Source organism: Planotetraspora sp. A-T 1434 (genome assembly GCF_025420585.1).
Classification (GTDB): Bacteria; Actinomycetota; Actinomycetes; order Streptosporangiales; family Streptosporangiaceae; genus JAOEGB01.
The window spans coordinates 142,504-165,860 of sequence record NZ_JAOEGB010000001.1 but is presented as its reverse complement, the minus strand read 5'-3'; the positions used below and the strand labels follow the sequence as shown (position 1 = coordinate 165,860).

Here is a 23,357-nt window from a genome sequence, read left to right as displayed (position 1 = left end):
CCCCCAGGAGGCCCCCCAGTGCGTATCGCTCCCCTCACCGCCCCGCGTCGTTTCGATTCGCTCGTCGCCCCTCGTCGCATCGCCGCCCTCGCCGGCGCCGTGTTCTTCGCCGCCGCGTTGTCCGTCGCCGTCCCGGCGACAGCCGTACAGGCCGCCGCTGGGCCGTGCAAGCCGGGCAGCGGGCCCAACCTGCGCGGCAGGGACTTCACCCACGGCGCGACCCTCCCCTACGACCTGCGATGCGCCGATCTCACCAAGGCCAAGCTCGACGAGGTGGACCTCACCCAGAAGGACCTCACGGGTGCCATCCTGCGGGACGCCTCGCTGAAGGAAGCCGACCTCACGCAGGCCCACGTCGAGTACGGCGATCTGCGGGGAGCCGACCTCAGCAATGCCGACCTCGGGCAACTGCGGGCCAAGCAGGCCGACCTCCGCGGCGCGATCCTGATCGACGCCGAGGCCGGTCAGGCGGAGTTCCCCCACGCGGACCTGACCGAGGCGGTCCTCACCAGGGCTGTGCTGACCCAGGCCAACCTGACCGACGCCAAGCTGGTCGACACCGACCTCACGGGGGCCACACTCGGCCAGATCAAGGGCCGGACGGCCGACTTCACCAGGGCCAAGATCAAGGACGGCAAGCTCGGCCAAGCGGAGCTGCAGTACGCCGTGCTGAAGAACGCCGACCTTTCCAGGGCCGAGCTCACCCAGGCCGATCTGCAGGGCGCCGACCTGACGGGCGCCAACGTCCAGGGCGCGTCCTTCACCCAGGCCAGAGACCTCAACCTGACCGGGGCGCGCGGTGACGCCGTCAACCTCCCCGACGATGCCATCAAGGGCCGGCCCGCGTCGGCCGAGGAGACCGACGACCCAGGTGCGGGCACCCAGGACGTCCCGGATTCGGGGCCCTCCAAGGGTCTGTCGCCGGCGCTGATCCTGGTGATCGTGAGTGGCCTGGGGCTCAGCCTCACGCTGCTGATCTGGGGCGTCTCCCACCGGCGCAGGGAGCGCTTCGTGGCCGCCATGGCGGTGGCCCGTCACGCGGCCGAGGAGGAGGTCACCCGGTTCGGCGAGGAGATCGACGCTCTGGACTTCGAGATGAAGATCAACCAGGTGAGCGGGCCGACCCACGAATGGCGGGCGGCGCTCGACGCCTACGAGGCCGCCAAGCAGGCGCTGAACATCGCCCAAACGCCCTACGAACTGCAGGCCGCGGCGTCAGCCGTACAGCATGGGCGGTATGCCTTGCAGCATGTCAGGTCGCGGCTGTCAGATACCGGCGGTCAGCGGTGACATGAGGCGGCGGGCCGCCTCGGTGATCGACCCGGACAGCGACGGGTAGACGGCGAACGTGTGCGCGAACTGGTCGACGGTCAGCCGGTGCTGGACGGCGACGGAAACTGCCAGGATCAGCTCGGACGCCCGGGGAGCCACGATGACGCCGCCGAGCACGATGCCCGTGTTCGGCCGGCAGAACAGCTTGACGAAGCCGTCGTTAAAGCCCTGCATCTTGGCCCGGGCGTTGGTGGCGAGGGGCAGCTTGACGACGTTGGCCTCGATCTCGCCGCACTCGATCTGCTTCTGCGACACGCCGACGGCCGCGATCTCCGGGTCGGTGAAGATGTTGGAGGCCACAGTGGCCAGGCGGATGGGCTGTACGGCCTCGCCCAGCGCGTGCCAGACCGCGATGCGGCCCTGCATGGCGGCGACCGAGGCGAGCATCAGCACGCCGGTGCAGTCGCCGGCCGCGTAGACACCGGGCGCCGAGGTCCTGGACACCTTGTCGACCTCGATGAACCCGTTCCGGTCGAGCCGGACGCCGTTGTCCTCCAGGCCGATCCCGGCGGTGTTGGGCACCATGCCGACGGTCATGAGGCAGTGGGTGCCCTCGGCGGTCCGGCCGTCCTCCAGCGTGACGACGACGCCGTGCTCGGTGCGCTTGACGGACGAGGCGCGGGAGCGGCCCATGACGTTCATTCCGCGCCGCCGGTAGACCTCTTCGAGCACCTCGGCGGCGTCGGCGTCCTCGTTGGGCATCATGCGGTCGCGCGAGGACACCAGGGTCACCTCCGAGCCCAGCGACTGGTAGGCCCCGGCGAACTCGGCCCCGGTCACACCGGAGCCGACCACGATCAGGTGCTCGGGCAACTCCTGGAGGTCGTACAGCTGCCGCCAGCTCAGGATGCGCTCCCCGTCGGGCTCGGCGCCCGGCAGCACACGGGGGTGGGCTCCGGTGGCCACGATGACGACGTCGGCCCGGATCGTCCGGTCGCCCGCGCGAACGACCTGGGGATCGACCAGCCGTCCCGAGGCCCGGACGACCTCCACGCCCTCGGCGGCCAGCCGCGCGGCGACGTCGGCGGACTGGGCATGGGCCAGCTCCTTGACCCGTTTGTTCACGAGGGGCATGTCGGCCGTCACGCCGCCGACCTCGCCGTCGCCCCCACCGCTGAAATGGACGCCCAGGGAGGACGCGTCCAGCAGCGCCTGCTTACGGACGGAGGTGGCGATCAGGGTCTTGGAAGGCACGCAGTCGGTGAGCACGCACGCGCCACCAGGGCCTTCCTGCTCGACCACTGTGACCTGGGCCCCCAATTGCGCGGCCACGAGAGCCGCCTCATATCCGCCGGGGCCACCACCGATGATCACAATCCTCGTCACATGCTCCATTGTCCCGTATCGGGGCAACTGTGTCCCGATGAGGGGCCCATGAGAGGCGTGGTAACGGCTCGACTACGCGGATTTCCCCCGGGGAGCAGGTGGTCTTTCTCCCAGGAGTAGCTCGTCCGCGCTCCGTTCGTTCAACTTTCAGGATCTTGGATTAGTCTTGTGTGCCGTGCCTGTTTACGCGGCCTATGGCAGCAACATGGACCCCAAACAGATGGCAGAGCGGGCTCCCCACTCTCCCATGCGTGGTACCGGCTGGCTTCCGGGCTGGCGGCTGACCTTCGGTGGGGAGGACGTCGGCTGGGAGGGCGCTCTCGCCACCATCGTCGAGGACTCCGACGAGCAGGTCTTCGTCGTCCTCTACGACGTGCCGGAGTGGGACGAGTCCTCCCTCGACCAGTGGACCGGCACCGACCTGGGGTTCTACCGCAAGGTACGGCTCCGCGTCGCGACCCTGGAGGGCGACGTGCTGGCCTGGTCCTACGTGCTCGATTCGTACGAGGGCGGCCTGCCCTCGGCCCGCTACCTCGGCATCCTCGCCGACGCGGCGGAGAAGGCGGGCGCCCCGGACGACTACGTCGGCGGCCTGCGCACCCGGCCCTGCAAGTCCCTCGGCGACTGACGCCCTGTTCAATACGGCCGTGCGTGAGGTGGCGTGGTTGTTCCTGCGGCTCGGGACGATCGCGTTCGGCGGTCCCGCCGCGCACATCGCCATGATGCACGACGAGCTGGTCCGGCGCCGCGGCTGGCTCACCGAGCAGCGCTTCCTCAAGATCGGCGCCGTGCTGTACGGCGGCGGCTACGTGCTGCTGGCCTTCCTCCATGGGGACTTCGTCGAGCGGCTGCACTGGCTGACCGACGCCCAGCTCACGGACGCGATCGCGATCGGGCAGGTCACCCCCGGCCCGGTGTTCACGACGGCGACCTTCGTCGGCTACCTCGTCGCGGGAGTGCCGGGGGCCGTCCTCGCGACCGTGGGCATCTTCCTCCCGTCGTTCCTCCTGGTCGGCCTGCTGACGAAGCTGACCGACAAGATCCGGTCGAAGGAGTGGTCGTCGGCGCTGCTCGACGGGGTCAACGCCGCCGCCCTCGCGCTCATGGCCGGGCTGGGCGCCCAGCTTGCCCATGGGCCGCTCGTCGATCCGCTGACGGTGATCCTGTGCGCGGCAGCCGTACTGGCCCTGTGGAGGACTTCGCTGAACACCGCGTGGCTGATTCTGGCGGGTGGTGTTGCCGGGGTGCTTCATGCCGTTCTGTACGCTCACTAAAGTGACCAACGACGCTTACGTTCTGGCGGCAGAGGCCGCGACCACGCTGCGGAATCTCGCCGGCATCCCCTCCTTCGACGTCGCCCTTGTCATGGGCTCCGGCTGGGTGCCCGCGGCGGACGCGATCGGCGAGACGATCGCCGAGTTCCCTGTGACCAAACTGCCCGGTTTCACGCCACCCGCCGTCGCCGGCCACGCGGGCGTCATCCGCGCCGTGCGGACCGGCGCCGCGCTCAACGCCCTCATCTTCCTCGGCCGCACGCACCTCTACGAGGGCCGCGGCGTCGAGCCGGTGGTCCATGGCGTCCGTACGGCTGTCGCGGCGGGAGTGCGCACGGTCGTGCTGACCAACGCGGCGGGCGGCCTGCGCCCCGAGAGCCAGAACGTCGGCGACCCGGTCCTGATCAGCGACCACATCAACCTGACCGGCAGCAATCCGATCACCGGGGCCACGTTCGTCGACCTCACCGACGTCTACACCCCGCGCCTGCGGGAGCTCGCCCGCGAGGTGGACCCGTCACTGACCGAAGGCGTCTATGTGGCGTTCCGCGGGCCGACCTACGAGACACCCGCCGAGATCCGCATGCTCCGCACGCTGGGCGGCGACCTGGTGGGCATGTCAACCGTGCTGGAGGCCATCGCGGCCCGCGAGGCCGGCGCCGAGGTGCTCGGCATCTCCCTGGTCACCAACCCCGGCGCCGGCCTGGTCGGCGAGCCGCTCAACCACGAAGAGGTACTGGAGGTCGGCCGCGCCACCGCCGCGCGCATGGGCGTCCTGCTCGCCAAGGTCGTCGACAAGCTGTAACCCCACAACGCGATGGCAGCCCCCGGAAAGCAATGGGAGAATGAACGTTGACCTCCACTGACCTCGTACGGCTGGCCCAGGAGTGGCTCGACCAGGACCCCGACCCGGAGACCCGCGCGGAGTTGCAAGGCATCCTCGACCGGGAGGACCACGCCGAGCTGGCGGAGCGGTTCGGGGCCAAGCTCGAATTCGGTACGGCGGGCCTGCGCGGCGAGCTGGGCGCGGGGCCCAACCGGATGAACCGGGTGACGGTCATGCGGGCCGCCGCGGGGCTGGCCCGCGTCCTGGGGCGGGGGAAGCACGTCGTCATCGGCTACGACGCGCGGCACAACTCCGACGTCTTCGCCGCCGACACCGCCGCCGTGCTGACCGGGGCGGGCCTGCGCGCCTCCGTCATGGCCGGCAAGTGGCCGACGCCGATCCTGGCATTCGCCGTACGACACCTCGGCGCGGACGCGGGAGTCATGGTCACCGCATCGCACAACCCGCCGCGCGACAACGGCTACAAGGTCTACTGGGGCGACGGGGCGCAGATCGTCCCGCCCATCGACGGCGAAATCTCCCGCGCCATCGACACGGTCGGCCGCGTGGACGAGCTCGCCCTGGGTTCGGACTGGGAGACGCTGGGGCATCACGAGATCGTCGAGCCTTACCTCGACGCCGTGACCGCCCTCCCGATCGGCGATGACCGCGAGATCGCCATCGCGTACACACCCCTCCACGGCGTCGGCGGCCACATCCTCGCCGAGGCGTTCCGCAAGGCCGGATTCGAGACTCCGGTGCAGGTCGGACGGCAGGCGGCGCCCGATCCGGACTTTCCCACCGTGTCGTTCCCCAACCCGGAGGAGCCGGGTGCGATGGACCTCGCGCTCGACCTCGCCCGCAAGACCGGCGCCGACCTCGTGCTCGCCAACGACCCCGACGCCGACAGGTGCGCCGTCGGGACGCCGCTCCCCCTAGGCGGTTACCGCATGCTGAGCGGCGACGAGGTCGGCGGGCTGCTCGCCGAGCACGTGCTGCGCCACACCACGGGCGACGCCCGGCTCGTGGCCACCTCGATCGTGTCGTCGTCGCTGCTCAGCAAGATCGCCGAAGGTTACGGCGTCCGCCATGCCGAGACCCTCACCGGCTTCAAGTGGATCATGAAGGCCGGGTCCGGCTTGGTCTTCGGCTACGAGGAGGCCCTCGGCTACGGCGTCGGCTCGAACGCCGGCCTCCCCGTCCATGACAAGGACGGCATCGGCGCCGCCCTCACCATTGCCGGAATGGCCGCCCAGGCCAAGCGCGAGGGACGGTCGCTCATCGACCTCCTCGACGACCAGGCCCGCAGGTACGGCCTGCACGCCACCGGCCAGCTCTCGTTCCGCGTCGATGACCTGTCCCTCATCTCCCAGGCCATGGAACGGCTGCGCGCCAACCCGCCCATGGAGCTCGCCGGCCGCACCGTCGAGTCGGCCGAGGACCTCTCCGAAGGCGCGGCGGGCCTGCCGCCCACCGACGGCCTCCGCTACCGCCTCTCCCACGGCGCCCGCGTGATCGTACGGCCCAGCGGAACCGAGCCCAAGCTCAAGTGCTACCTGGAGGTCGTCATCCCCGTAGAGGACGACGTCACAAAGGCACGAGCTCAAGCCGTACAGGACCTCGATGCCCTCAAGAAAGACCTGGCCGTCGCCCTTGGACTTTAACCACACCAGCCCCGAACAGTGCTTCGCGCGACCTTGAAGGCCGGCCGCCACTACACCCCCACCCAAGCTCAGGAGCCTTCGCCCGGGCTCGTTGAAGCGATCACGCGGGCTACGGGGGCCGGCCTCACATGTTGATCATGTGACCGGCCAGCCCGTGGATCGCCTCCTTGATCGCCTCGCCGAGCGTGGGGTGGGCGTGGACGTTGCGCGCCACCTCATTCACCGTCAGGTCCCACTGCTGGGCCAGGGTCAGCTCGGGCAGCAACTCGGTTACCTCGGGCCCGATCAAGTGGGCGCCGAGCAGTTCGCCATACTTCGCGTCGCTGAGGATCTTGACGAACCCGGTGACGTCCCCCAGGCCGTGTGCCTTGCCGTTGGCCGTGAACGGGAACTTGGCCACCTTGACGTCGAAGCCGCGTTCGCGCGCCTGCGCCTCAGTGAAGCCGAAGCTCGCGATCTGCGGCTGGCAGTAGGTGGCCCGAGGGATCATGATGTAGTCGAGCTCCATGGTCTCCGCGCCCGCGATCGTCTCCGCGGCGACGATGCCCATCGACTCGGCAGCGTGGGCGAGCATCAGCTTCGCCGTGACGTCGCCGATGGCGAAGATATGCGGCACGCTGGTACGGCATCGCCCGTCGATGTCGACGGCGCCCCGGTCGGTCAGCCGTACGCCGGTGTTCTCGAGCCCGTAGCCATCCACCCGGGGCTGGAAACCGATGGCCTGCAGCACCTTGTCGGCCTCGATCACCGACGGCTGCCCGTTGCGTGAGACGGTCACACGGACCTTCTCGCCCGAGTCGTCGATGGACTCGACGCGGGTCGACGTCAGCACCTCGATGCCGAGCCGCTTGTACCGCCGCGCGAGCTCCGCCGACACCTCCTCGTCCTCGAGGGGCACGATCCGATCGAGGAACTCGACGATCGTCACCTTCACGCCGTAGCTGTTGAGCACGTACGCGAACTCGACGCCGATGGCGCCCGCGCCGGCGATGACGATGCTCTCCGGGAGCTTCTCGCTGAGGATCTGCTCCTCGTATGTCACGACACGCTCGGACAGGGAGGTCCCGGGCAGGAGCCTGGTTGTCGCACCGGTGGCGATGATGCAGTGGCCGAACGTCACCGTCTCAGTGCCGCCGGGGCCCTCCACCCGCAAGGTGTTGGCGTCAAGGAAGGCGCCGCGGCCGTCATACTCCCTGATGCCGTTCTTCTTCATGAGGTAGTGCACGCCTTTGACGCGCCCGTCGGCGACCTTGCGGCTGCGCCTGAAAGCCTCGCCGTAGTCGAAGGTCAGCTGGCCGTCCACCCTGATGCCGAACGTCTTGGCGTCGTTCGTGAGCAGATGGACGAGCTCGGCGTTGCGCAACAGCGCCTTCGAGGGGATGCATCCCACGTTGAGGCACACGCCGCCCCAGTAGCGTTCCTCGACTATTGCCGTTCTGAGTCCGAGCTGGGCTGCCCGGATCGCGGCGACATACCCACCCGGGCCCGCGCCGAGGACCACGACATCGTAGTGATCAGTCATGTACCGGACCTTATGCTCGCCGAAACGGCGCCCTTCACCAGGGGCGGCAGTATCCGCTCCGGAATGACGGCGGATGGAACCCCCGCGCCCCCACGCCGAAATTTGGCTCAGGCCAGGACCAGGGTGACCGCGACGAGGACGATGGCGGCGGCGGCAGCGGCGAGCGCGGACGGCGACCAGGTCACGCGGGTCTCGCCCGTTGAGGCACTATTCCTCGACGCGCTCATCTCGGTCAGCTGCTGCGCCACCCAGTCGGCGTGGGTGCGACCGGCGGCCTCGGCCATCGCGCGCTCGGCCATGGACATGCCGGCCCGTGAGGCCGCTTTCCCCGCGCGGCTGACGGCCTTGACCCGCTCACGGGTGCTGGCATGCGGGGTCCAGCAGCGGACCGTCGTATGTCCGGATTCGATGACGATCACGTTGGACACCAGCACGTCGCCGACGGCGTTCCAGGGGATCCAGGCGTTCCTCAGCGGGTTGCGTACGCGGACGCCGCCCTCCTCGACCACGACCGCCGGGCGGAGCGCCAGCAGGAAGACGAGCACCGTGATGACGCCCAGCACAGCGCCCGCGATCAGGGCCGAGGGCATCGAACCGTGCGCGATCAGGTCCCACGCGTTGTACGCCGCGAACACGAGCCAGACCCAGCCGAACACCTGGGCCACCTTCGACCTGTAGAGCTGTTTCTTCACGCGCGCCACTTCAACTGGGCGAAACCGGGCTTGATCACGCCGTTGATCAGCGCGAGCCGCTCATCGAAGGGGATGAAGGCGGACTTCATCGCGTTGACCGTGAACCACTGGAGGTCGTCCCAGTCATAGCCGAAGGCGTCCACGAGCTTGGCGAACTCCTTGGACACGCTCGTCCCGCTCATCAGCCGGTTGTCGGTGTTGACCGTCACCCGGAAGTACAGCCGACGCAGCAGGCCGATGGGGTGCTCCGCGATCGAGGCGGCGGCCCCCGTCTGCAGGTTCGACGTCGGGCACATCTCCAGTGGGATGCGCTTGTCGCGGACGTACGCGGCGAGCCGTCCAAGCTTGGCCTCGCCGTCACCGGACACCGTGATGTCGTCGATGATGCGGACGCCGTGGCCGAGCCGGTCCGCGCCGCACCACTGGATCGCCTGCCAGATGGACGGCAGTCCGAATCCCTCACCCGCGTGGATGGTGAAGTGGGCGTTCTCCCGCTGGAGGTACTCGAAGGCGTCGATGTGCCGGGTGGGCGGGTAGCCGGCCTCGGCGCCCGCGATGTCGAAGCCGACCACGCCGACGTCGCGGTAGCGTACGGCCAGCTCGGCGATCTCCATCGACCGCGCCTGGTGACGCATGGCGGTGAGCAGAGTGCCGACCTGGATGCGTGGCCGTCCGTCGGGACCGGCGGAACCCAGCCGGAAGCCCTCCAGCACGGCCTCGACGACCTCATCCAGACCGAGGCCAGCCGAGGTGTGCTGCTCCGGGGCGTACCGGACCTCGGCGTAGACGACGCCGTCGTCCGCCAGGTCCTCCGCGCATTCGGCGGCCACCCTTACCAGCGCCTCCCGTGACTGCATGACCCCGACCGTGTGAGCGAAGGTGTCCAGGTAGCGCTCCAGCGAGCCGGAGTCGGCGGCCTCCTGGAACCAGGTGGCGAGGTTGTCCGGATCGGTCGAGGGAAGCTCGTGGCCGCTGTCGCGGGCCAGGTCGACGATCGTCTCCGCGCGAAGCCCGCCGTCCAGATGGTCGTGGAGCAACACCTTCGGGGCGCTGCGGATTTCCTCATAAGTCGGTAGCCGGCTCATGCGCCCTCCTCGCTCCGCTCACTCATTTCACAATCCTATCGTCGGCCGTACAAAAAGGATCTTGAAGGCCGACCTCGCCGCCCGGCACGGGTGTCGGGTGGGCACGTCGATCCCCCTGAGCATGCCCACCAGTTTGTCAGCGCGCCACGTCGATCACGAGCCGGGTCGGCGCGGACTGCTCCAGCACCCGGAACCCGGCCTTGTGGTCGAGCACCAGACCGATGCTCACCACGCCCTCGAAATCGCCGTTGTTGACGACCTCGACGATGTTCGGCAGCTTGGCGGTGACCTGCCGGGGCCCTACCCAGGTGGAGTTGCCCGCGTCGTCGTGGGCGTTCGCCGGGTACAGCGTGAGCTGGAGGTAGGCCCCGCCCTTGACGTCCATCGCCGCGCCGGAGCCGTCCTGGACGATCTTGCTCACCCAGCGGGCCGTGTAGCCGGTCATAGGCCCTTGAAGATCGACGACCACCCTGTCGAAGTCGCCGTGACCCGCGAATCTCACCCCCGTGACGGTAGGAGGCTTCGAGGGGGTGCGCCGCACCGTGACCGGCTTCGTGGAGGACGGCGGCGCCAAATCGGTCGGCTCCGGCGACCCCGAGGGAGGCGGAGTGACCACGGCCGTCCCGGAAGCCGAGGGAGCCGATGATGCCGAGGGAGCCGAAGACGCCGGGGCGGTGGCAGAAGCCGGGGGAGCCGTGGTCAAGGTGGACGACGGCTCGGCCGGTGAGCCGTCCGTGCTGGTGGTCCCACAGGCGATGACGACGGCGAGCGGAAGGACGGCGAGGGCGAGGCGGGTCTTCATGGCGGCGGCTTCTTTCGAAGGATTCGTTGCCCGTTAGATGCGGGGATCAAGCGCTCGGTTCACATGGTGGGCTACTCTGAGCGCCTCCAGAGCACGGCAAGAACGGATATATCCCTATTTGGTACGGGGGCGAGGACGGTAGTGAGCGAGCCGATCGGTGGTCACCCCGAAGCGACGGGCGACAAGGGCTAGCCATGCGCAAGCTGCCCGGGTTCCCGGTGTTCGCGGCCGACCAGACACCGCCGCTTGCCCGCACGGCCTTTCTCCTCACCGGTGACGCGGACCTCGCCCGCGCGCTTGTGGTCAAATCACTCACCAGGGTCGCCGCCCGATGGAGCTCGGTCCGCTGGGTCTCCCCCGCCGAGACCGCCCGTCGTGAGCTGTTCGCGCTTTTCCTGAAGCATCCGCGCTCTGGCAAGGACCCGCAACGGCGGCCCGGCGCCTCCGGTGGTGGTCGTGACGCGGCCAGCGCCTCACAGCTCGCCATGGCCCTGGCCGCGCTGACGCCTGGCCAGCGGGCGCTTATCGTGGCGCGCCACCACGACGGGGCCGCTGAATGGCAGGCAGCCGATCTGTGCGGCTTCAACCTCCACACGGCCCAGACCGAGACCGTCGTCGCCCTTTCAGAACTCCGCCACCGGCTCCCCTCGCTCGCCACCGCCTCCGACCTCGGTACGGCTCCCGCGTCACAGCCCGGCACGGCTCCCGCCTCCGAAACCGGCGAATGTGCCGGCCCAGGGTCCGAAGTGAGTACGGCTCCCGCCCCGGACAACGGAGTGGCACCCCACATCGACTCCGCTGGGACATCGGAGAGAACGGCGGCCGTACGGGATGGGGAGACCTCACAGGGGCTTCTCCCATGGCAGGCGGAGAGCTCGATCACCGACGTGAAAGCGCCGTGGGCGCCGCCCACGGACGAACCGGCCTCACCGACCTCAGCGCCCGCGTTCGCCGACCCGGGACAGGGTCGTACGGAAGACCGGGCCGGCCTTGCGCGGTCTGCGGGATCGCCGGCCTGGGGCGCTCCTCCCGGCCCGGGTGAGGACGCCTGGCATGCCGGGTTACGCCGGGGGCTGGCCACTCTGGGGGCCGAGATGCCCGCCGCCGACATCGTCGACGGGGTCACAGCCGAGACGCTCCGCGCCGTACGGCGGCGCCGCGCCGGCCGGAGGGGCCTCGTCACGAGCGTCAGCCTCATGGTGACGGCCCTCATCCTGACGCCCATCGCCTTCGGCGTCGCCGCCGTGTTCGGCAAGATCCAGGAGAGCGGCGGCGTGGCCGACCCTTTCGCGGACCCGTTCGCGGACGGGGACCACGGCGACTCCGGGAACACGCCGGACCCGCTTCCCGCTGTGGTCGGCGATCCCATCCGATACGCGTACCACGACTTCTGCGCCCCGGGCGCCCATGGGCCGGAGGATTCCGACTGCGAGCAGTGGCGGGTGGTGACCACCAGGGGCGACCAGTGGCGGATCCCCGATATGGATCCCGACTACAGCGGCCTCAGGTCCCCGTTGGCGCTCAGCAGGGACGGCAACCGGATGGCCTACTACAGCAGTTCGATGTCGGAATTCGTCGTGAAGGATCGGCACGGCTCAGTGCCGGTGTCGAGTCACCTGACCGAGGGGATGGATGGGCCGACCGGCAAGGCGGGGCTGTTCATCTCCCCTTCAGGGCGGTGGCTCGCCGCCGACTTCGGCGAGACCGACGGTGCCCACAGGCCACGGGTGCACGACTTCACCACGAGCCGGACGTGGACCCTTCCGAAGCCGATGACGATTGTGGCCCTCTCGGACGACGGCACAGTCACGGCGACGATGACACGGGATGTGACAGACGTTCCCGGGCGCATTCACGCCACTGAACTCGTGCGGATGCGGCCCGACGGCCGCGTGCTGAGCCGGGTGCCCGCTGATCTGACACTGTTCGACAGCGGCGCGGCGTTGTCCCCCGACAAAACCGCCGTCGCGCTGTCGGCCGAGCGCTCCCATCCGGCGGAAGGCGATCACGGACTGCTGGTCACCATGGCCCCGGACACGGGAAGAATCCTGAGCCGGGTCGAGGCCTCCCTCCCGGAGGACACCAGCATCCAGGAGGTCCGCGGCTGGGCGAGCGACCATGAGGCCATCGTGGAGGCGATGACGGACACGGGCGAGGTCGGGGACGAGGAGTACTCCGTCTATGCCGTCGATGTGCGGTCCGGCGCGGCGCGGGAGATCGTCCTCAGTGACGACGGCGTGCCCGGCCAATGGGCCCCCGGCACGCTCAAGTAGGCCTGGCGAATCACGGCGCGGAGATCGCCCGGCGAAGCATCCGCGGCGGCGGGCAGGCGCACGTCCGGGTCACGCCGGGTCAGGCCGGGTCACGCCGGGTCAGGCCGGGTCACGCCGGGGCAGGCCGGGTCAGGCCAGGCCCAGGTCAGGCCCAGGTCAGGTCGCGTCAGGTCCTCCACCATGCCGGCTACCCCGCACGAGGACGATGCGGCGCAGCCAGAAGGGGCGTCCCGCCCCCGGGACGCCCCTTCTCCGCGCGGCCATCAGACCGTTTCGAGCACTCTCTCCTCGGCGGCCTCTGCCGTACGGGGCCGGAAGCGGAGCCCGGTCAGGGCGACGACCAACCCGATGAGGGCGAAGAGACCGGAGACCACGATCGCGGCGCGGAACCGGCCGATCGGATCCCCCTCCGAGCCGGAGGTCAGCACGGCGGTCACGATCGCGAGCACGACGGCTCCGCCGACCTGCCCCGAGGTGTTGAGGAGGCCAGAGGCCAGGCCCTGCTCGTCGTCGTGGACCCCGGACGTGGCCTGGATGTTGAGCGACGGGAAGGACAGAGCGAACGCGATGCCCAGCAGGACCATGCCCGGGAGGACCATCGTCGCCAGGCTGGGGTGCTCATCGACCTGGAGGAAGACGCCGTACCCGGCCAGCAGCGCGATCGAGCCGACCACGATGAGGCGTGCCGTGCCGAACCGGTCGGCGAGGGTGCCCATCTTGGTCGAGCTGACCGCGACCAGCAGGCCCGCGGGGAGGAAGGCGAGTGCGGTCTGGAGTGCGCTCCAGCCGAGCAGGTTCTGGAAGTACTGCATGGCCACGAACTGGAAGCCGACATACGAGCCGAACAGGATGACCAGCCCGATGTTGGCCCGGGCCAGCGGCGCGGAACGGAGGATGCCGAGGCGGACCAGCGGGTGGCTGACCCGGCGCTCCCACCACACGAACAGCGCGAGCAGCGCGGCCACCCCGACGGCCGACAGCACGGTGCGCAGAAGGCTGACCTGGGGAGCCTCCACCACGGTGAAGACCAGGAGCAGCATCGCCGCGGTGATCGTCGCGGCGCCCAGGAGGTCGTGACCGCCCTCGCCGCGCTCGTCGGAGCGGTGGAGCAGCCGGGCACCGGCGACGAGGGCGAGGATGGCGACCGGGACCGGCATGAGGAACGTCCAGCGCCAGCCGATCTCGGTCAGCACCCCGGACAGCACCAGTCCCAGCGAGAAGCCGCTTGCGCCGCAGGCGGTGAAGATGCTCAGGGCCCGGTTGCGCGCGGGCCCTTCGGCGAAGGTGGTCGTGATGATCGACAATGCGGCGGGAGCGGTGAACGCCGCGCTGATGCCCTTGATGAAGCGGGCGGCGATCAGCAGGGTGCCGTCGGTCACCAGCCCGCCCAGCAGTGAGGCGGCGGCGAAAACGACCAGGGCGGCGAGGAACACCCGGCGTCGTCCCAGCAGGTCGGCGGTCCGGCCCCCGAGAAGCAACAGACCGCCGTACCCGAGCACATAGCCGCTCACGACCCATTGCAGTGACGACGTGGTCATCCCGAGGTCCGCCTGGATGGACGGCAGGGCCACGCCGACCATGGAGACATCAAGGGCGTCGAGGAAGATGACTGCGCAGAGAACGGTGAGGGCACCCCACAGGCGCGCCCCCCAGCGCTCGTCCTGAGTGGAGGGAATCATGTCAGCGAAGATACATGCACCTGCATTCAATGCACAAGCATTTAATGCAGTTGCATATATTGCGCGTGCATGCTACGATCACGCGAGAAAGGCGGTTCGGTCGCATGAACGACACGGATTTCATGGTGACGGCATGGCGTGAGCTGCTCGAACGGCACGCGCGTGTGTCGTGCGCGCTGGAGCGGGAGCTCAGCGAGAAGCACGGGCTGGGGGTCAGCGAGTTCGAGCTCCTCGATCGCATGGCCGAGGCCATGACGACCTGCGACGACGAAGGCAAGCTCAAGTTCCGCGTTCAGGAGCTGGCGGAGCACATGCACCTCAGCCAGAGCGCGATGTCCCGGCTGATCGCCCGCCTCGAGCGCGAGGGCCTCGTCATGCGGGCGACCTGCGACGTGGACCGGCGAGGCGTCTTCGTGCACATCACCGATGAGGGCCGCGGGCGTCACGCCGAGGCGCTGCCGACCCACCGCTCCGTCCTCGAGTCGCGCCTCGTCCCCTACCTCACGGGCACACCACCCGAGGGCACGCCGCCCACGGACACGCTGCCCAAGGACACGCCGCCCAAGGACACGCCATCCACGGAGCACGTCCCAAAGGCCCGAGACGCCCACAGCGACCGGAACACCCAGGTCGACCGGAACACCCAGGTCGACCGGGACACCGACGGCGACCGGGACACGGGGAACACCGCCCACGCGCGAGCTACGGACAAGGCACTGGAAGCGAGCCTCACCCGCTGACGGCGAAAGTCCGGCCGAGCGGGGCCTATGCCGTGATGCGGTCGATGACCAGGGGCAGGAGGCCGGGGTCTGCGGTTTCGGTGACCTCGTAGGCTCCCTCGAGGGCCTGGAGCGCCCGCTCGAACCTCGCCGTCTCGTCCGCGTGCAGCGTCATCAGCGGCTGCCCCTTGCGGACGGCGTCGCCGGGCTTGGCGTGCAGCGTGATGCCGGCGCCGAACGACACCGGGTCCTCCTTGCGCGCCCTGCCCGCGCCGAGCCGCCAGGCGGCGACGCCGACACCCAGAGCGTCGAGCCTGGACAGGACACCCGACTCCGGAGCCGTGATCTCCATGAACTCGGCCGCTCTCGGCAGGACGGCATCCGGATCGCCGCCCTGGGCGCTGATCATGCACCGCCACGCGTCCATCGCCGAGCCGTCCTTCAGCGCCTCCTCGGGGTCTCTGGCCCCGGGCAGTCCGGCCGCTTCGAGCATCTCCCGTGCCAGCCGTACGGTCAGGTCGACCACGTCGGAGGGGCCGCCCCCGGCGAGGACCTCGACGGCCTCCTCGACCTCCAGGGCGTTGCCCACGGCGCGCCCCAGGGGGCGGTCCATCGCGGTGAGGAGTGCGACGGTCCGCACGCCCGCGTCGGTGCCGAGCGCCACCATGGTCCGGGCCAGCTCTCGGGCGTTGTCCACATTTTTCATGAAAGCGCCGGAGCCGACCTTGACGTCGAGCACGAGCGAGCCCGTGCCTTCGGCGATCTTCTTCGACATGATCGACGAGGCGATCAGCGGGATCGACTCGACCGTTCCGGTGACGTCCCGCAGCGCGTAGAGCTTCTTGTCCGCGGGAGCCAGCCCGGTGCCGGCCGCGCAGATGACCGCCCCGGCCGTACGGATGACCCCCAGCATCTCGTCGTTCGACAGGGATGCCCGCCACCCGGAGATGGACTCGAGCTTGTCCAGCGTGCCCCCGGTGTGGCCGAGCCCCCGGCCGGAGAGCTGGGGCACGTACGCGCCGCACGCCGCCACGAGCGGAGCCAGCGGCAAAGTGATCTTGTCACCCACTCCGCCCGTGGAGTGCTTGTCGGCGGTGGGCCGGTCGAGCGCGGACCAGTCCATCCGCTCCCCCGACCGGATCATGGCCTGGGTCCAGTCCGCGATCTCCCGGCGGTTCATCCCGTTGAGCAGGATCGCCATCGCTAGCGCCGACATCTGCTCGTCGGCCACCTCGCCGCGTGTGTACGCGTCGATCACCCAGTCGATGTGGGCGGTGGACAGCTCGCCACGGTCTCGCTTGATGGTGATGATCTCGACCGCGTCGAAACCCATGCTTTCCCCTTTATCGCGACAAGTCATCAGGGCCGAAGGCGAACGGCAGGAGATCCGCCATCGGCCACGGGCCCTCCGGCGTCTCGACCAGCAGGTCGGGGCCACCGTGTTCGAAGAGCACCTGGCGGCAGCGGCCGCAGGGCATGAGCAGCTCGCCGTGCCCGTCGACGCAGGTGAACGCCACCAGCCGCCCGCCGCCGCTCGCGTGCAGCGCGGACGCGAGGCCGCACTCGGCGCACAGCCCCAGGCCGTACGACGCGTTCTCGACGTTGCAGCCGGTCACGATGCGGCCGTCGTCCACCAGAGCGGCCGCGCCGACGGGAAACTTGGAGTACGGCGCGTAGGCGTGAGCCATGGCCTCCCGGGCCGCGACGCGGAGCGCCTCCCAGTCGATCGCGCCGCCGCCTGTCGTCTCCCTCGTGTTGTCCCTCGTCATATCGTCTGCCCCCTCCGATAGGGAATGCCGTCGGCCGCGGGCATGCGAAGCCGTTGTGAGGCCAGCGACAGCACCAGCAGCGTGGTCAGGTGAGGGGTGAACGAGGTGAACTGCTCGGGCACCGTGTCCGTCACCGCGAACACCGCGAAGACCACGATCGCGCCGATCGCCGTGATCAGCGCCGCCGTGTTCCGCCGCTGCCGTACGAGCTGGTAGACCGCGACGGCGGCCAGCAGCATCGCCACGACGAGCAGCAGCGCGTGCACCGAGGTCCCGCCCTGCCGCAACTGGAGCGCGTCGGTGTAGCCGAAGAGCACCGCGCCCCCCGCCAGACCCCCCGGACGCCAGTTGCCGAAGATCATGGCGGCGAGGCCGATGTACCCGCGGCCGCCCGTCTGCCCGTCACGGTAGATACCCGCCGCGACGATCGACAGGAAGGCGCCGCCCAGCCCGGCGAGCGCGCCGGAGATGAGCACCGCGATCCACTTGTACAGGTAGACGTTGACGCCCAGGGACTCGGCGGCCCCCGGCCGCTCGCCGCAGGCCCGCACGCGCAGGCCGAACGCCGTCCTCCACAGAGCGTAGAACGACAGCGGGACGAGCAGAATCGCCAGGATGGTGAAAGACGACACGTCCTGGGTGATACCGCGGAGCACCCCGGCGAAATCGGATAGGAGGAACCAATGCCTGGCCTCCAGGGTCCGCAGCGGTTCGCCGATCCCCGGCACGCTCAGCGTCGGCATGTGCGGCAGGCCCGGCGACTGCTTGGCGCCGCCCCCCGGCATGCCGTCGAAGAACAGCTTCGACAGATACTGCGTGAAGCCGAGGCCGACGATATTGATCGCCACGCCGGCGATGATGTGGTCCACCCCGAAGGTCACCGTGGCAAGGGCGTGGATCGCTCCGCCCAGGGCGCCGCCGATCGCTCCGGCGATCACCCCTGCCCAGGGGCTGTGGAACTGGAGTGAGCCCCAGGCCCCGAACCAGGTGCCGAGGATCATCATGCCTTCGAGGCCGATGTTGACCACGCCCGACCGCTCGGACCACAGGCCGCCCAGGCCGGCCAGCCCGATCGGTACGGCGAGGCCCAGCGCGGCGCTGACCGTGCCGCCCGAGGTGATGTCGTTCGCCCCGGTGACGACGCGGGCGATGGAGAGCAGCACGACGAGCGCGGCCACTCCCGCGAGCAGGATGGGGAGCGTCAACCTGAATCGCCGCGCCGGCGGCGCCTCCAGGGGCCGCCCGACCGACACGCCGGTGACGGTCATGCCGCGGCTCCTTCCGGCTGGGAGGGGACGGCCAGCTCGCGGCTGACCCGGCGCTGCTTGGCTGCCTGCGCGTACCGGTGCACCAACTCGTACGCGACGATCACGGAGAGCACGATGGTTCCCTGCATGATTTGAACGATCTCCGGGGAGATGTCGACGAGTTGGAGGCTGTTCTTGGAGTTGTCCAGGAAGCTCCACACCAGCGCGCCGATCGCCATGCCGACCGGGTTGTTCCGGCCGAGGAGCGCGATCGCGATGCCGGTGAAGCCCAGGCCCGTGGGGAAGTTCGTGCCGTACTTGTACGACCCGCCGAGGAGCTCGGGCATCCCCGCGAAGCCGGCGATCGCCCCCGAGAGAACCATCGTGGTCACGACCATCCTCTTCACGTTGACCCCACTGGCCACCGCCGCGGACTCCGACCTTCCGGTGGCCCGGAGGTCGAACCCGAACCGGGTCCGGTTCAGCAGGACGTAGTAGGCCACGCCGAAGATCGCCGCCAGCACGATGAAGCCGGTGACCTGCGCCGACGTCCCGGGGATGACGGACAGGCCCGGAACCCGGGAGTCCGGCGGGATCTCCTTGGTGGCGAGCTCGTTGCCCGAGCGCACGCCCAGATACCTGATCACCAGCCAGGAGCCGATGCCGGTGGCGATGGCGTTCAGCATGATGGTCGAGATGACCTCGCTGACGCCGCGCGTCACCTTGAGCAGGCCCGCGATGGCCGCCCAGAGCGCGGCGACGAGCACCGCGACGACCATCACGAGGATGATGTTCAGCACGCCGGGGAGCAGGGCGGCGCCTCCGACGCCCGCGGCGACCACCGCGGCCAGCCGATACTGCCCGTCCACACCGATGTTGAACAGGTTCATCCGGAAGCCGATCGCCACGGCGAGGGCGGAGATGTAGTACTGCGTCGCAAAGTTGATGATCAGCACTGCCCCGCTCGGCTGGACGACGTAGTGCGCCAGCGCGGTGAAGGCGTCCAGCGGAGGCTTTCCAGCGACGAGCAGGACGCCCGAGGTGATCAGTACGGCGAAGACGACGGCCAGGAGCGGCGCCACCACGGCGAGCCAGCCGCCGAGTTTTACCCTGCCGAACAGCCGGTCGAGGAACGTGCTCATGCGCCCTCCCCGGCGCCCGTCATGGCCGAGCCGAGCTGCTCCGGCGTGACCTCGGCGGGATCGACGTCGGCGACGATCCTCCCGCGCAGGATCACCTTGAGCGAGTCGGACAGGCCGATGAGCTCGTCGAGGTCAGCGGATATCAGCAGTACGGCGAGGCCGGCGGCGCGGGCCGTACGAAGGTGGTCCCAGATGGCGGCCTGGGCGCCGACGTCGACGCCCCGTGTCGGGTGGCTGGCGATCAGCAGCAGGGGATCGCTGCTCATCTCCCTGCCGACGATGAGCTTCTGCTGGTTGCCCCCGGACAGGGCCGCCGCGTCCACGTCGATTCCGGGGGTACGGACGTCATACTCTTCGACGATCCGCCGGGTGTCCTCACGCGCGCCGGCACGGTCGATCCAGATGCCCTTGACGTTGGGCCGGCGGGTCTGGTGGCCGAGGATCCTGTTCTCCCAGAGCGGGGCCTCCAGCAGCAGCCCGTGCCGGTGCCGGTCCTCCGGGATGTAGCCGATGCCGCCCTCGCGCCGCTTCAGCGTCGGCCAGCCGGTGATGTCCCTGCCGTTGAGGGTGAGGGATCCGGAAGCGAGTGGGCGCATGCCCATGATGGCCTCGACGAGCTCGGCCTGGCCATTCCCCTCGACTCCGGCGATGCCGAGCACCTCGCCCTTGTGGATGTCGAAGCTGACGCCCTCGACGATCGCCCGCCCGTCGGCGGTCCGCACGGTCAGGTCGCGTACGGAGAAGGCCACGACCTCGGTGACGGTGGACTCGCGCGTCTCGGGGCTGGGCAGCTCGCTGCCGACCATGAGCTCGGCGAGCTGGCGGGCGGTCACGTCCTGGGGGTTCACCGTGGCCACGGTCGTGCCGCGGCGGATCACGGTGATCGCGTCGGCCACCCGGAGAACCTCGTCGAGCTTGTGGGAGATGAACAGGATCGTGAGGCCCTCGCGGACCAGGCCACGCAGGTTGTCGAAGAGCTCGTCGACCTCGTGTGGAACGAGCACGGCGGTCGGCTCGTCGAGGATGAGGATCCGGGCACCGCGGTAGAGGACCTTGAGGATCTCCACTCGCTGGCGGTCGCCGACCCCCAGCTCCTCGACGGCGACGTCAGGCGTGATGCCCAGCCCGTACGCGTCGGAGATCTCTTTGATCTTCTTGCGGGCCGCGCCGAAGTCGACGGCGACGCCGCCCTTCCGCGGCTCGCTGCCGAGGATGACGTTCTCCAGGACCGTGAGGTTGTCGGCCAGCATGAAGTGCTGGTGGACCATGCCGATCCCGGCGGCGATGGCGTCGGCGGGGGTGTGGAAGGCGACGGGGGATCCGTTGATCCGGATTTCACCCTCGTCCGGGCGCTGCATGCCGTACAGGATCTTCATGAGGGTGGACTTGCCCGCGCCGTTCTCGCCGACGAGTGCGTGAATCTGTCCCTTTGCCACATGGAGATCGATGTCGCGGTTCGCGACGACTCCGGGGAACCTCTTGGTGATCCCGGCCAACTCTACGGCGGGCTCTGTGGCGGTCGCGGTGGTAATGGCGGCCTCCTCCTGCGGAGTGCCTGTTGACGGACGGTGGTAGTGCCCGGGTGACAGACAGTGGTAGTGAGAGTAGACCAAGGGGCCCGGGGGCAGCGCCACCGGGCCCCACGACGGCGCAGGTCAGGAGCTGGGGACCGTGATCTCGCCGCTGATGATCTTCTGCTTGTACTCGTCGATCTTGGACTTGATGTCGTCAATCTTGCCGCCGGTCGTGGAGTAGTCCACGCCGCCCGCCTTGAGGTCATAGATGGCGGGGCCCGCCTTGACCGTGCCGGCCGCGAAGTTCTTCAGGAAGTCGAAGACCGCGACGTCGACCTTCTTGAGCATCGAGGTGATGATGACGTCCTTGTCGTCCGCGTACGCCGGGAGGGCCGCCTGGTCGGAGTCGACGCCGATGGCCATGCCACCCGCGGCCTTCGCGGCCTCGAACACGCCGGCGCCGGAGCCGCCCGCCGCCTGGTAGACCACGTCGGCGCCCGCGTCGAACATGCCCTGAGCGGCGGTCTTGCCCTTGGCCGGGTCGCCGAAGCCGCTGAAGTCCGGCGGCTGGGTCAGGTACTTCTTCTGGATCTTGATGTCCGGCTTGGCCGCCTTGGCGCCGGCCACGAAGCCCGCCTCGAACTTGTGGATCAGCGGGACGTCAACGCCGCCGACGAAGCCGACGTTGCCCTTCTGCGACTTCAGCGCGGCCGCCACGCCGACCAGGAACGAGCCCTGCTCCTCGGCGAACAACAGGTTCGTGATGTTCGCGCCCTTGGCCCCGTCGTCCACGATGGCGAACTTGATGTCGGGGAACTCGGCGGCGACCTTGGTCACGGCCGCGGAGTAGGCGAAGCCGACCGCGATGACCGGGTTGAAACCGCCGGAAGCGAGGAGGCGGAGGCGCTCCTCCTTCTGCGCGTCGGTCTCACCCTGGGTGGCCTCGAGCTCCTTCTTGTCCACCTTCAACTCGGAGACGGCCTTGTCGAGACCCGCGGCGGCGGCGTCGTTGAAGGAACCGTCACCACGACCGCCGATGTCGTAGGCCAGGCCGACCTTCACACTCGCGGCAGCGGGGGCGCTGGAGGCGCCACCGGTCGATGCCGTTGTCGGGCTGTCACTGCCCCCACACGCCGCGGCGGCCATGAGCATGGCTCCCGCAGCAGTGGCGGCAGCCAGCTTGCTAAGTCGATTGCGGAGCAAGGTGAAACTCCCCTTCCGTGTCCGTGCCTGTCCACGGCGTCCAACTTCCGTCGCACGCACGCAGGAACGCACGGCAACCCTGCACGGAAGATAGTTGTTTGACCTGCATAGACCAAACCGGCATACGACTCCGCAATACGTCCGTTATGCAGCTCAGGCCACCTCGTGACCAGGTGGTCAGTCCACGCCGACCCTGATCTTGTGGTGGATGATCTCCTGCTTGAGCTGCTCCAGCTTCGGTTGGATGTCCTTGATGTGTCCCCCGCCGGTCGCGTAGTCCACCCCGCCCAGAGCGAGGTCATAGACCACCGGCCCCGACTTGACGGTACCGTCCACAGTGTCCGCGAGGTAGTCGTACACCGCCACGTTCACCTTCTTCATCATCGACGTGAGGATGTGGTCCCGTACGGCCGGGTCGGCGGTGAGGGCCTGGTCGGAGTCCGCGCCGATGGCCCACGCGTCATGCTCCTTGGCGGCTTCGAAAACGCCGGCGCCCGAACCTCCCGCGCCCTGGTACACGACGTCCGCGCCGGCGGCGTACATGGCGTCCGCCGCGGCCTTGCCCTTGGCGGGGTCGTTGAAGCCGGTCAGGTCCGGCGGCTTGGTCAGATACCTCGCCTGGACGGTGATGCGCGGATCGATGTGGGCCACACCCTGCCGATAGCCGGCCTCGAACCTCTTGACGACCGGCGCCACGACGCCGCCCACGAAGCCGACGTTCCGAGTCTTGGTCTTGAGAGCGGCCGCCGCTCCGACCAGGAACGCGCCCTCCTCATCGGCGAACATCAGGTTGGTCACGTTGCGCGCGGTCACCGAATTGTCGTCGACGACCGCGAACCTGGTGCGCGGGAATTGTGGCGCGACCTTCTTCATCGGCGCGGAATAGGCGTAGCCCAGGGCGATGATCGGGTTGTACCCACTTGCCGCGAGGGACCGGAGCCGGTCTTCCTTGTGTTGGTCCGTCTCCCCCGCGACGCCCTCGACCTCCTTGCTGTGCACGATGCCGAGGTTCTTCTTGGCGTCGTCGAGACCGCTCGCCGCGAAGTCGTTCCAGGAGTGGTCACCACGTCCGCCGATGTCGTATGCGAGGCCGACACGCAGCGTCGAGGCGTCCGCACCCCCGGCGGAGGCCCCGGGACCCTCAGCCGAAGTCCCACAGCCGGCCACGGTGATCAGGAGGGAGGCGCACGCCACCAGGGCTGCGATCGACCGCACGAGGTTCTCCTTTACTCCGCTCAGGTCACCACTGTGACCCACGCGAAGTAAGGCATAACTAGCGACCCATACA

At 69.2% G+C, this 23,357-nt stretch carries 21 protein-coding genes; 8 read left to right on the top strand and 13 right to left on the bottom strand.

The window, feature by feature from the left end; genetic code table 11:
* The first annotated feature begins 18 nt into the window (after positions 1–18).
* The gene (locus N5079_RS00810; RefSeq protein WP_261581290.1) at positions 19–1,290 is read left to right on the top strand and encodes a pentapeptide repeat-containing protein; all 1,272 of its coding nucleotides are present in this window, start codon (positions 19–21) and stop codon (positions 1,288–1,290) included.
* Here the strand turns inward: N5079_RS00810 and N5079_RS00805 are convergent.
* Positions 1,267–2,658, bottom strand: coding sequence for an NAD(P)H-quinone dehydrogenase (locus tag N5079_RS00805; RefSeq protein WP_261581289.1), 1,392 nt, complete (start codon positions 2,656–2,658; stop codon positions 1,267–1,269). The two genes, N5079_RS00810 and N5079_RS00805, sit on opposite strands and share 24 nt — an antisense overlap.
* A gap of 175 nt (positions 2,659–2,833) precedes the next feature.
* On the opposite strand from N5079_RS00805, the gene N5079_RS00800 reads away from it, so the two are divergent.
* Genes N5079_RS00800 through N5079_RS00785 form a run of 4 tightly spaced genes read left to right on the top strand, consistent with a single transcriptional unit; the run spans position 2,834 to position 6,422 of the window.
* A complete protein-coding gene (locus N5079_RS00800; protein ID WP_261581288.1) occupies positions 2,834–3,286 on the top strand; it encodes a gamma-glutamylcyclotransferase in 453 nt (150 codons plus the stop codon).
* 19 nt (positions 3,287–3,305) lie between these two features.
* The gene (locus tag N5079_RS00795) at positions 3,306–3,932 is read left to right on the top strand and encodes a chromate transporter (protein WP_261581287.1); all 627 of its coding nucleotides are present in this window, start codon (positions 3,306–3,308) and stop codon (positions 3,930–3,932) included.
* 1 nt (position 3,933) lies between these two features.
* The gene (locus N5079_RS00790; RefSeq protein ID WP_261581285.1) at positions 3,934–4,737 is read left to right on the top strand and encodes a purine-nucleoside phosphorylase; all 804 of its coding nucleotides are present in this window, start codon (positions 3,934–3,936) and stop codon (positions 4,735–4,737) included.
* 47 nt (positions 4,738–4,784) lie between these two features.
* Positions 4,785–6,422, top strand: coding sequence for a phospho-sugar mutase (locus tag N5079_RS00785; protein ID WP_261581283.1), 1,638 nt, complete (start codon positions 4,785–4,787; stop codon positions 6,420–6,422).
* A gap of 124 nt (positions 6,423–6,546) precedes the next feature.
* On the opposite strand, the gene lpdA is transcribed toward N5079_RS00785, so the two are convergent.
* The 4 genes from lpdA to N5079_RS00765 all read right to left on the bottom strand — a co-directional run bounded on the left by lpdA (position 6,547) and on the right by N5079_RS00765 (position 10,223).
* On the bottom strand, positions 6,547–7,944 hold the full coding sequence (lpdA, locus tag N5079_RS00780; protein WP_261581282.1) for a dihydrolipoyl dehydrogenase: 1,398 nt from the start codon (positions 7,942–7,944) through the stop codon (positions 6,547–6,549).
* 107 nt (positions 7,945–8,051) lie between these two features.
* Entirely contained in the window at positions 8,052–8,636 is a 585-nt protein-coding gene (locus N5079_RS00775; RefSeq protein ID WP_261581281.1) for a PH domain-containing protein, read from the bottom strand.
* On the bottom strand, positions 8,633–9,721 hold the full coding sequence (locus tag N5079_RS00770; RefSeq protein ID WP_261581280.1) for an adenosine deaminase: 1,089 nt from the start codon (positions 9,719–9,721) through the stop codon (positions 8,633–8,635). Before N5079_RS00770 ends, N5079_RS00775 begins: the two co-directional genes overlap by 4 nt.
* A gap of 136 nt (positions 9,722–9,857) precedes the next feature.
* Positions 9,858–10,223, bottom strand: coding sequence for a hypothetical protein (locus N5079_RS00765; protein WP_261581279.1), 366 nt, complete (start codon positions 10,221–10,223; stop codon positions 9,858–9,860).
* A 4-nt stretch (positions 10,224–10,227) separates the two neighbouring features.
* On the opposite strand from N5079_RS00765, the gene N5079_RS00760 reads away from it, so the two are divergent.
* Positions 10,228–10,560, top strand: a complete 333-nt coding sequence (locus tag N5079_RS00760; RefSeq protein ID WP_261581278.1) for a hypothetical protein — start codon at positions 10,228–10,230, stop codon at positions 10,558–10,560.
* 157 nt (positions 10,561–10,717) lie between these two features.
* On the top strand, positions 10,718–12,796 hold the full coding sequence (locus tag N5079_RS00755) for a hypothetical protein (protein WP_261581277.1): 2,079 nt from the start codon (positions 10,718–10,720) through the stop codon (positions 12,794–12,796).
* Between the two features lie 263 nt (positions 12,797–13,059).
* Here the strand turns inward: N5079_RS00755 and N5079_RS00750 are convergent, their stop codons facing one another.
* On the bottom strand, positions 13,060–14,475 hold the full coding sequence (locus tag N5079_RS00750; protein WP_261581276.1) for an MFS transporter: 1,416 nt from the start codon (positions 14,473–14,475) through the stop codon (positions 13,060–13,062).
* 104 nt (positions 14,476–14,579) lie between these two features.
* Between N5079_RS00750 and N5079_RS00745 the strand changes: the two genes are divergently transcribed.
* Positions 14,580–15,215 (top strand): MarR family winged helix-turn-helix transcriptional regulator, encoded by a 636-nt coding sequence (locus N5079_RS00745; protein WP_261581275.1) that lies wholly within the window; start codon positions 14,580–14,582, stop codon positions 15,213–15,215.
* Between the two features lie 25 nt (positions 15,216–15,240).
* Here N5079_RS00745 and N5079_RS00740 read toward each other — a convergent pair whose 3' ends face one another.
* The 7 genes from N5079_RS00740 to N5079_RS00710 form a co-directional block, all read right to left on the bottom strand.
* Positions 15,241–16,527, bottom strand: a complete 1,287-nt coding sequence (locus N5079_RS00740) for a thymidine phosphorylase (protein ID WP_261581274.1) — start codon at positions 16,525–16,527, stop codon at positions 15,241–15,243.
* 10 nt (positions 16,528–16,537) lie between these two features.
* Positions 16,538–16,963, bottom strand: a complete 426-nt coding sequence (locus N5079_RS00735; RefSeq protein ID WP_261581273.1) for a cytidine deaminase — start codon at positions 16,961–16,963, stop codon at positions 16,538–16,540.
* Complete coding sequence (locus N5079_RS00730; RefSeq protein ID WP_261581272.1) at positions 16,960–18,231, bottom strand: ABC transporter permease; 1,272 nt, start codon at positions 18,229–18,231, stop codon at positions 16,960–16,962. Before N5079_RS00730 ends, N5079_RS00735 begins: the two co-directional genes overlap by 4 nt.
* Positions 18,228–19,352, bottom strand: coding sequence for an ABC transporter permease (locus N5079_RS00725; RefSeq protein WP_261581271.1), 1,125 nt, complete (start codon positions 19,350–19,352; stop codon positions 18,228–18,230). Before N5079_RS00725 ends, N5079_RS00730 begins: the two co-directional genes overlap by 4 nt.
* Positions 19,349–20,884: an ABC transporter ATP-binding protein gene (locus tag N5079_RS00720; protein WP_261581843.1), complete on the bottom strand. Its 1,536-nt coding sequence runs from the start codon at positions 20,882–20,884 to the stop codon at positions 19,349–19,351. Before N5079_RS00720 ends, N5079_RS00725 begins: the two co-directional genes overlap by 4 nt.
* Positions 20,885–21,007: 123 nt before the next feature.
* The gene (locus N5079_RS00715) at positions 21,008–22,012 is read right to left on the bottom strand and encodes a BMP family protein (RefSeq protein WP_261581269.1); all 1,005 of its coding nucleotides are present in this window, start codon (positions 22,010–22,012) and stop codon (positions 21,008–21,010) included.
* A gap of 234 nt (positions 22,013–22,246) precedes the next feature.
* Positions 22,247–23,284 (bottom strand): BMP family protein, encoded by a 1,038-nt coding sequence (locus N5079_RS00710; RefSeq protein WP_261581268.1) that lies wholly within the window; start codon positions 23,282–23,284, stop codon positions 22,247–22,249.
* Between the last annotated feature and the right edge of the window lie 73 nt (positions 23,285–23,357).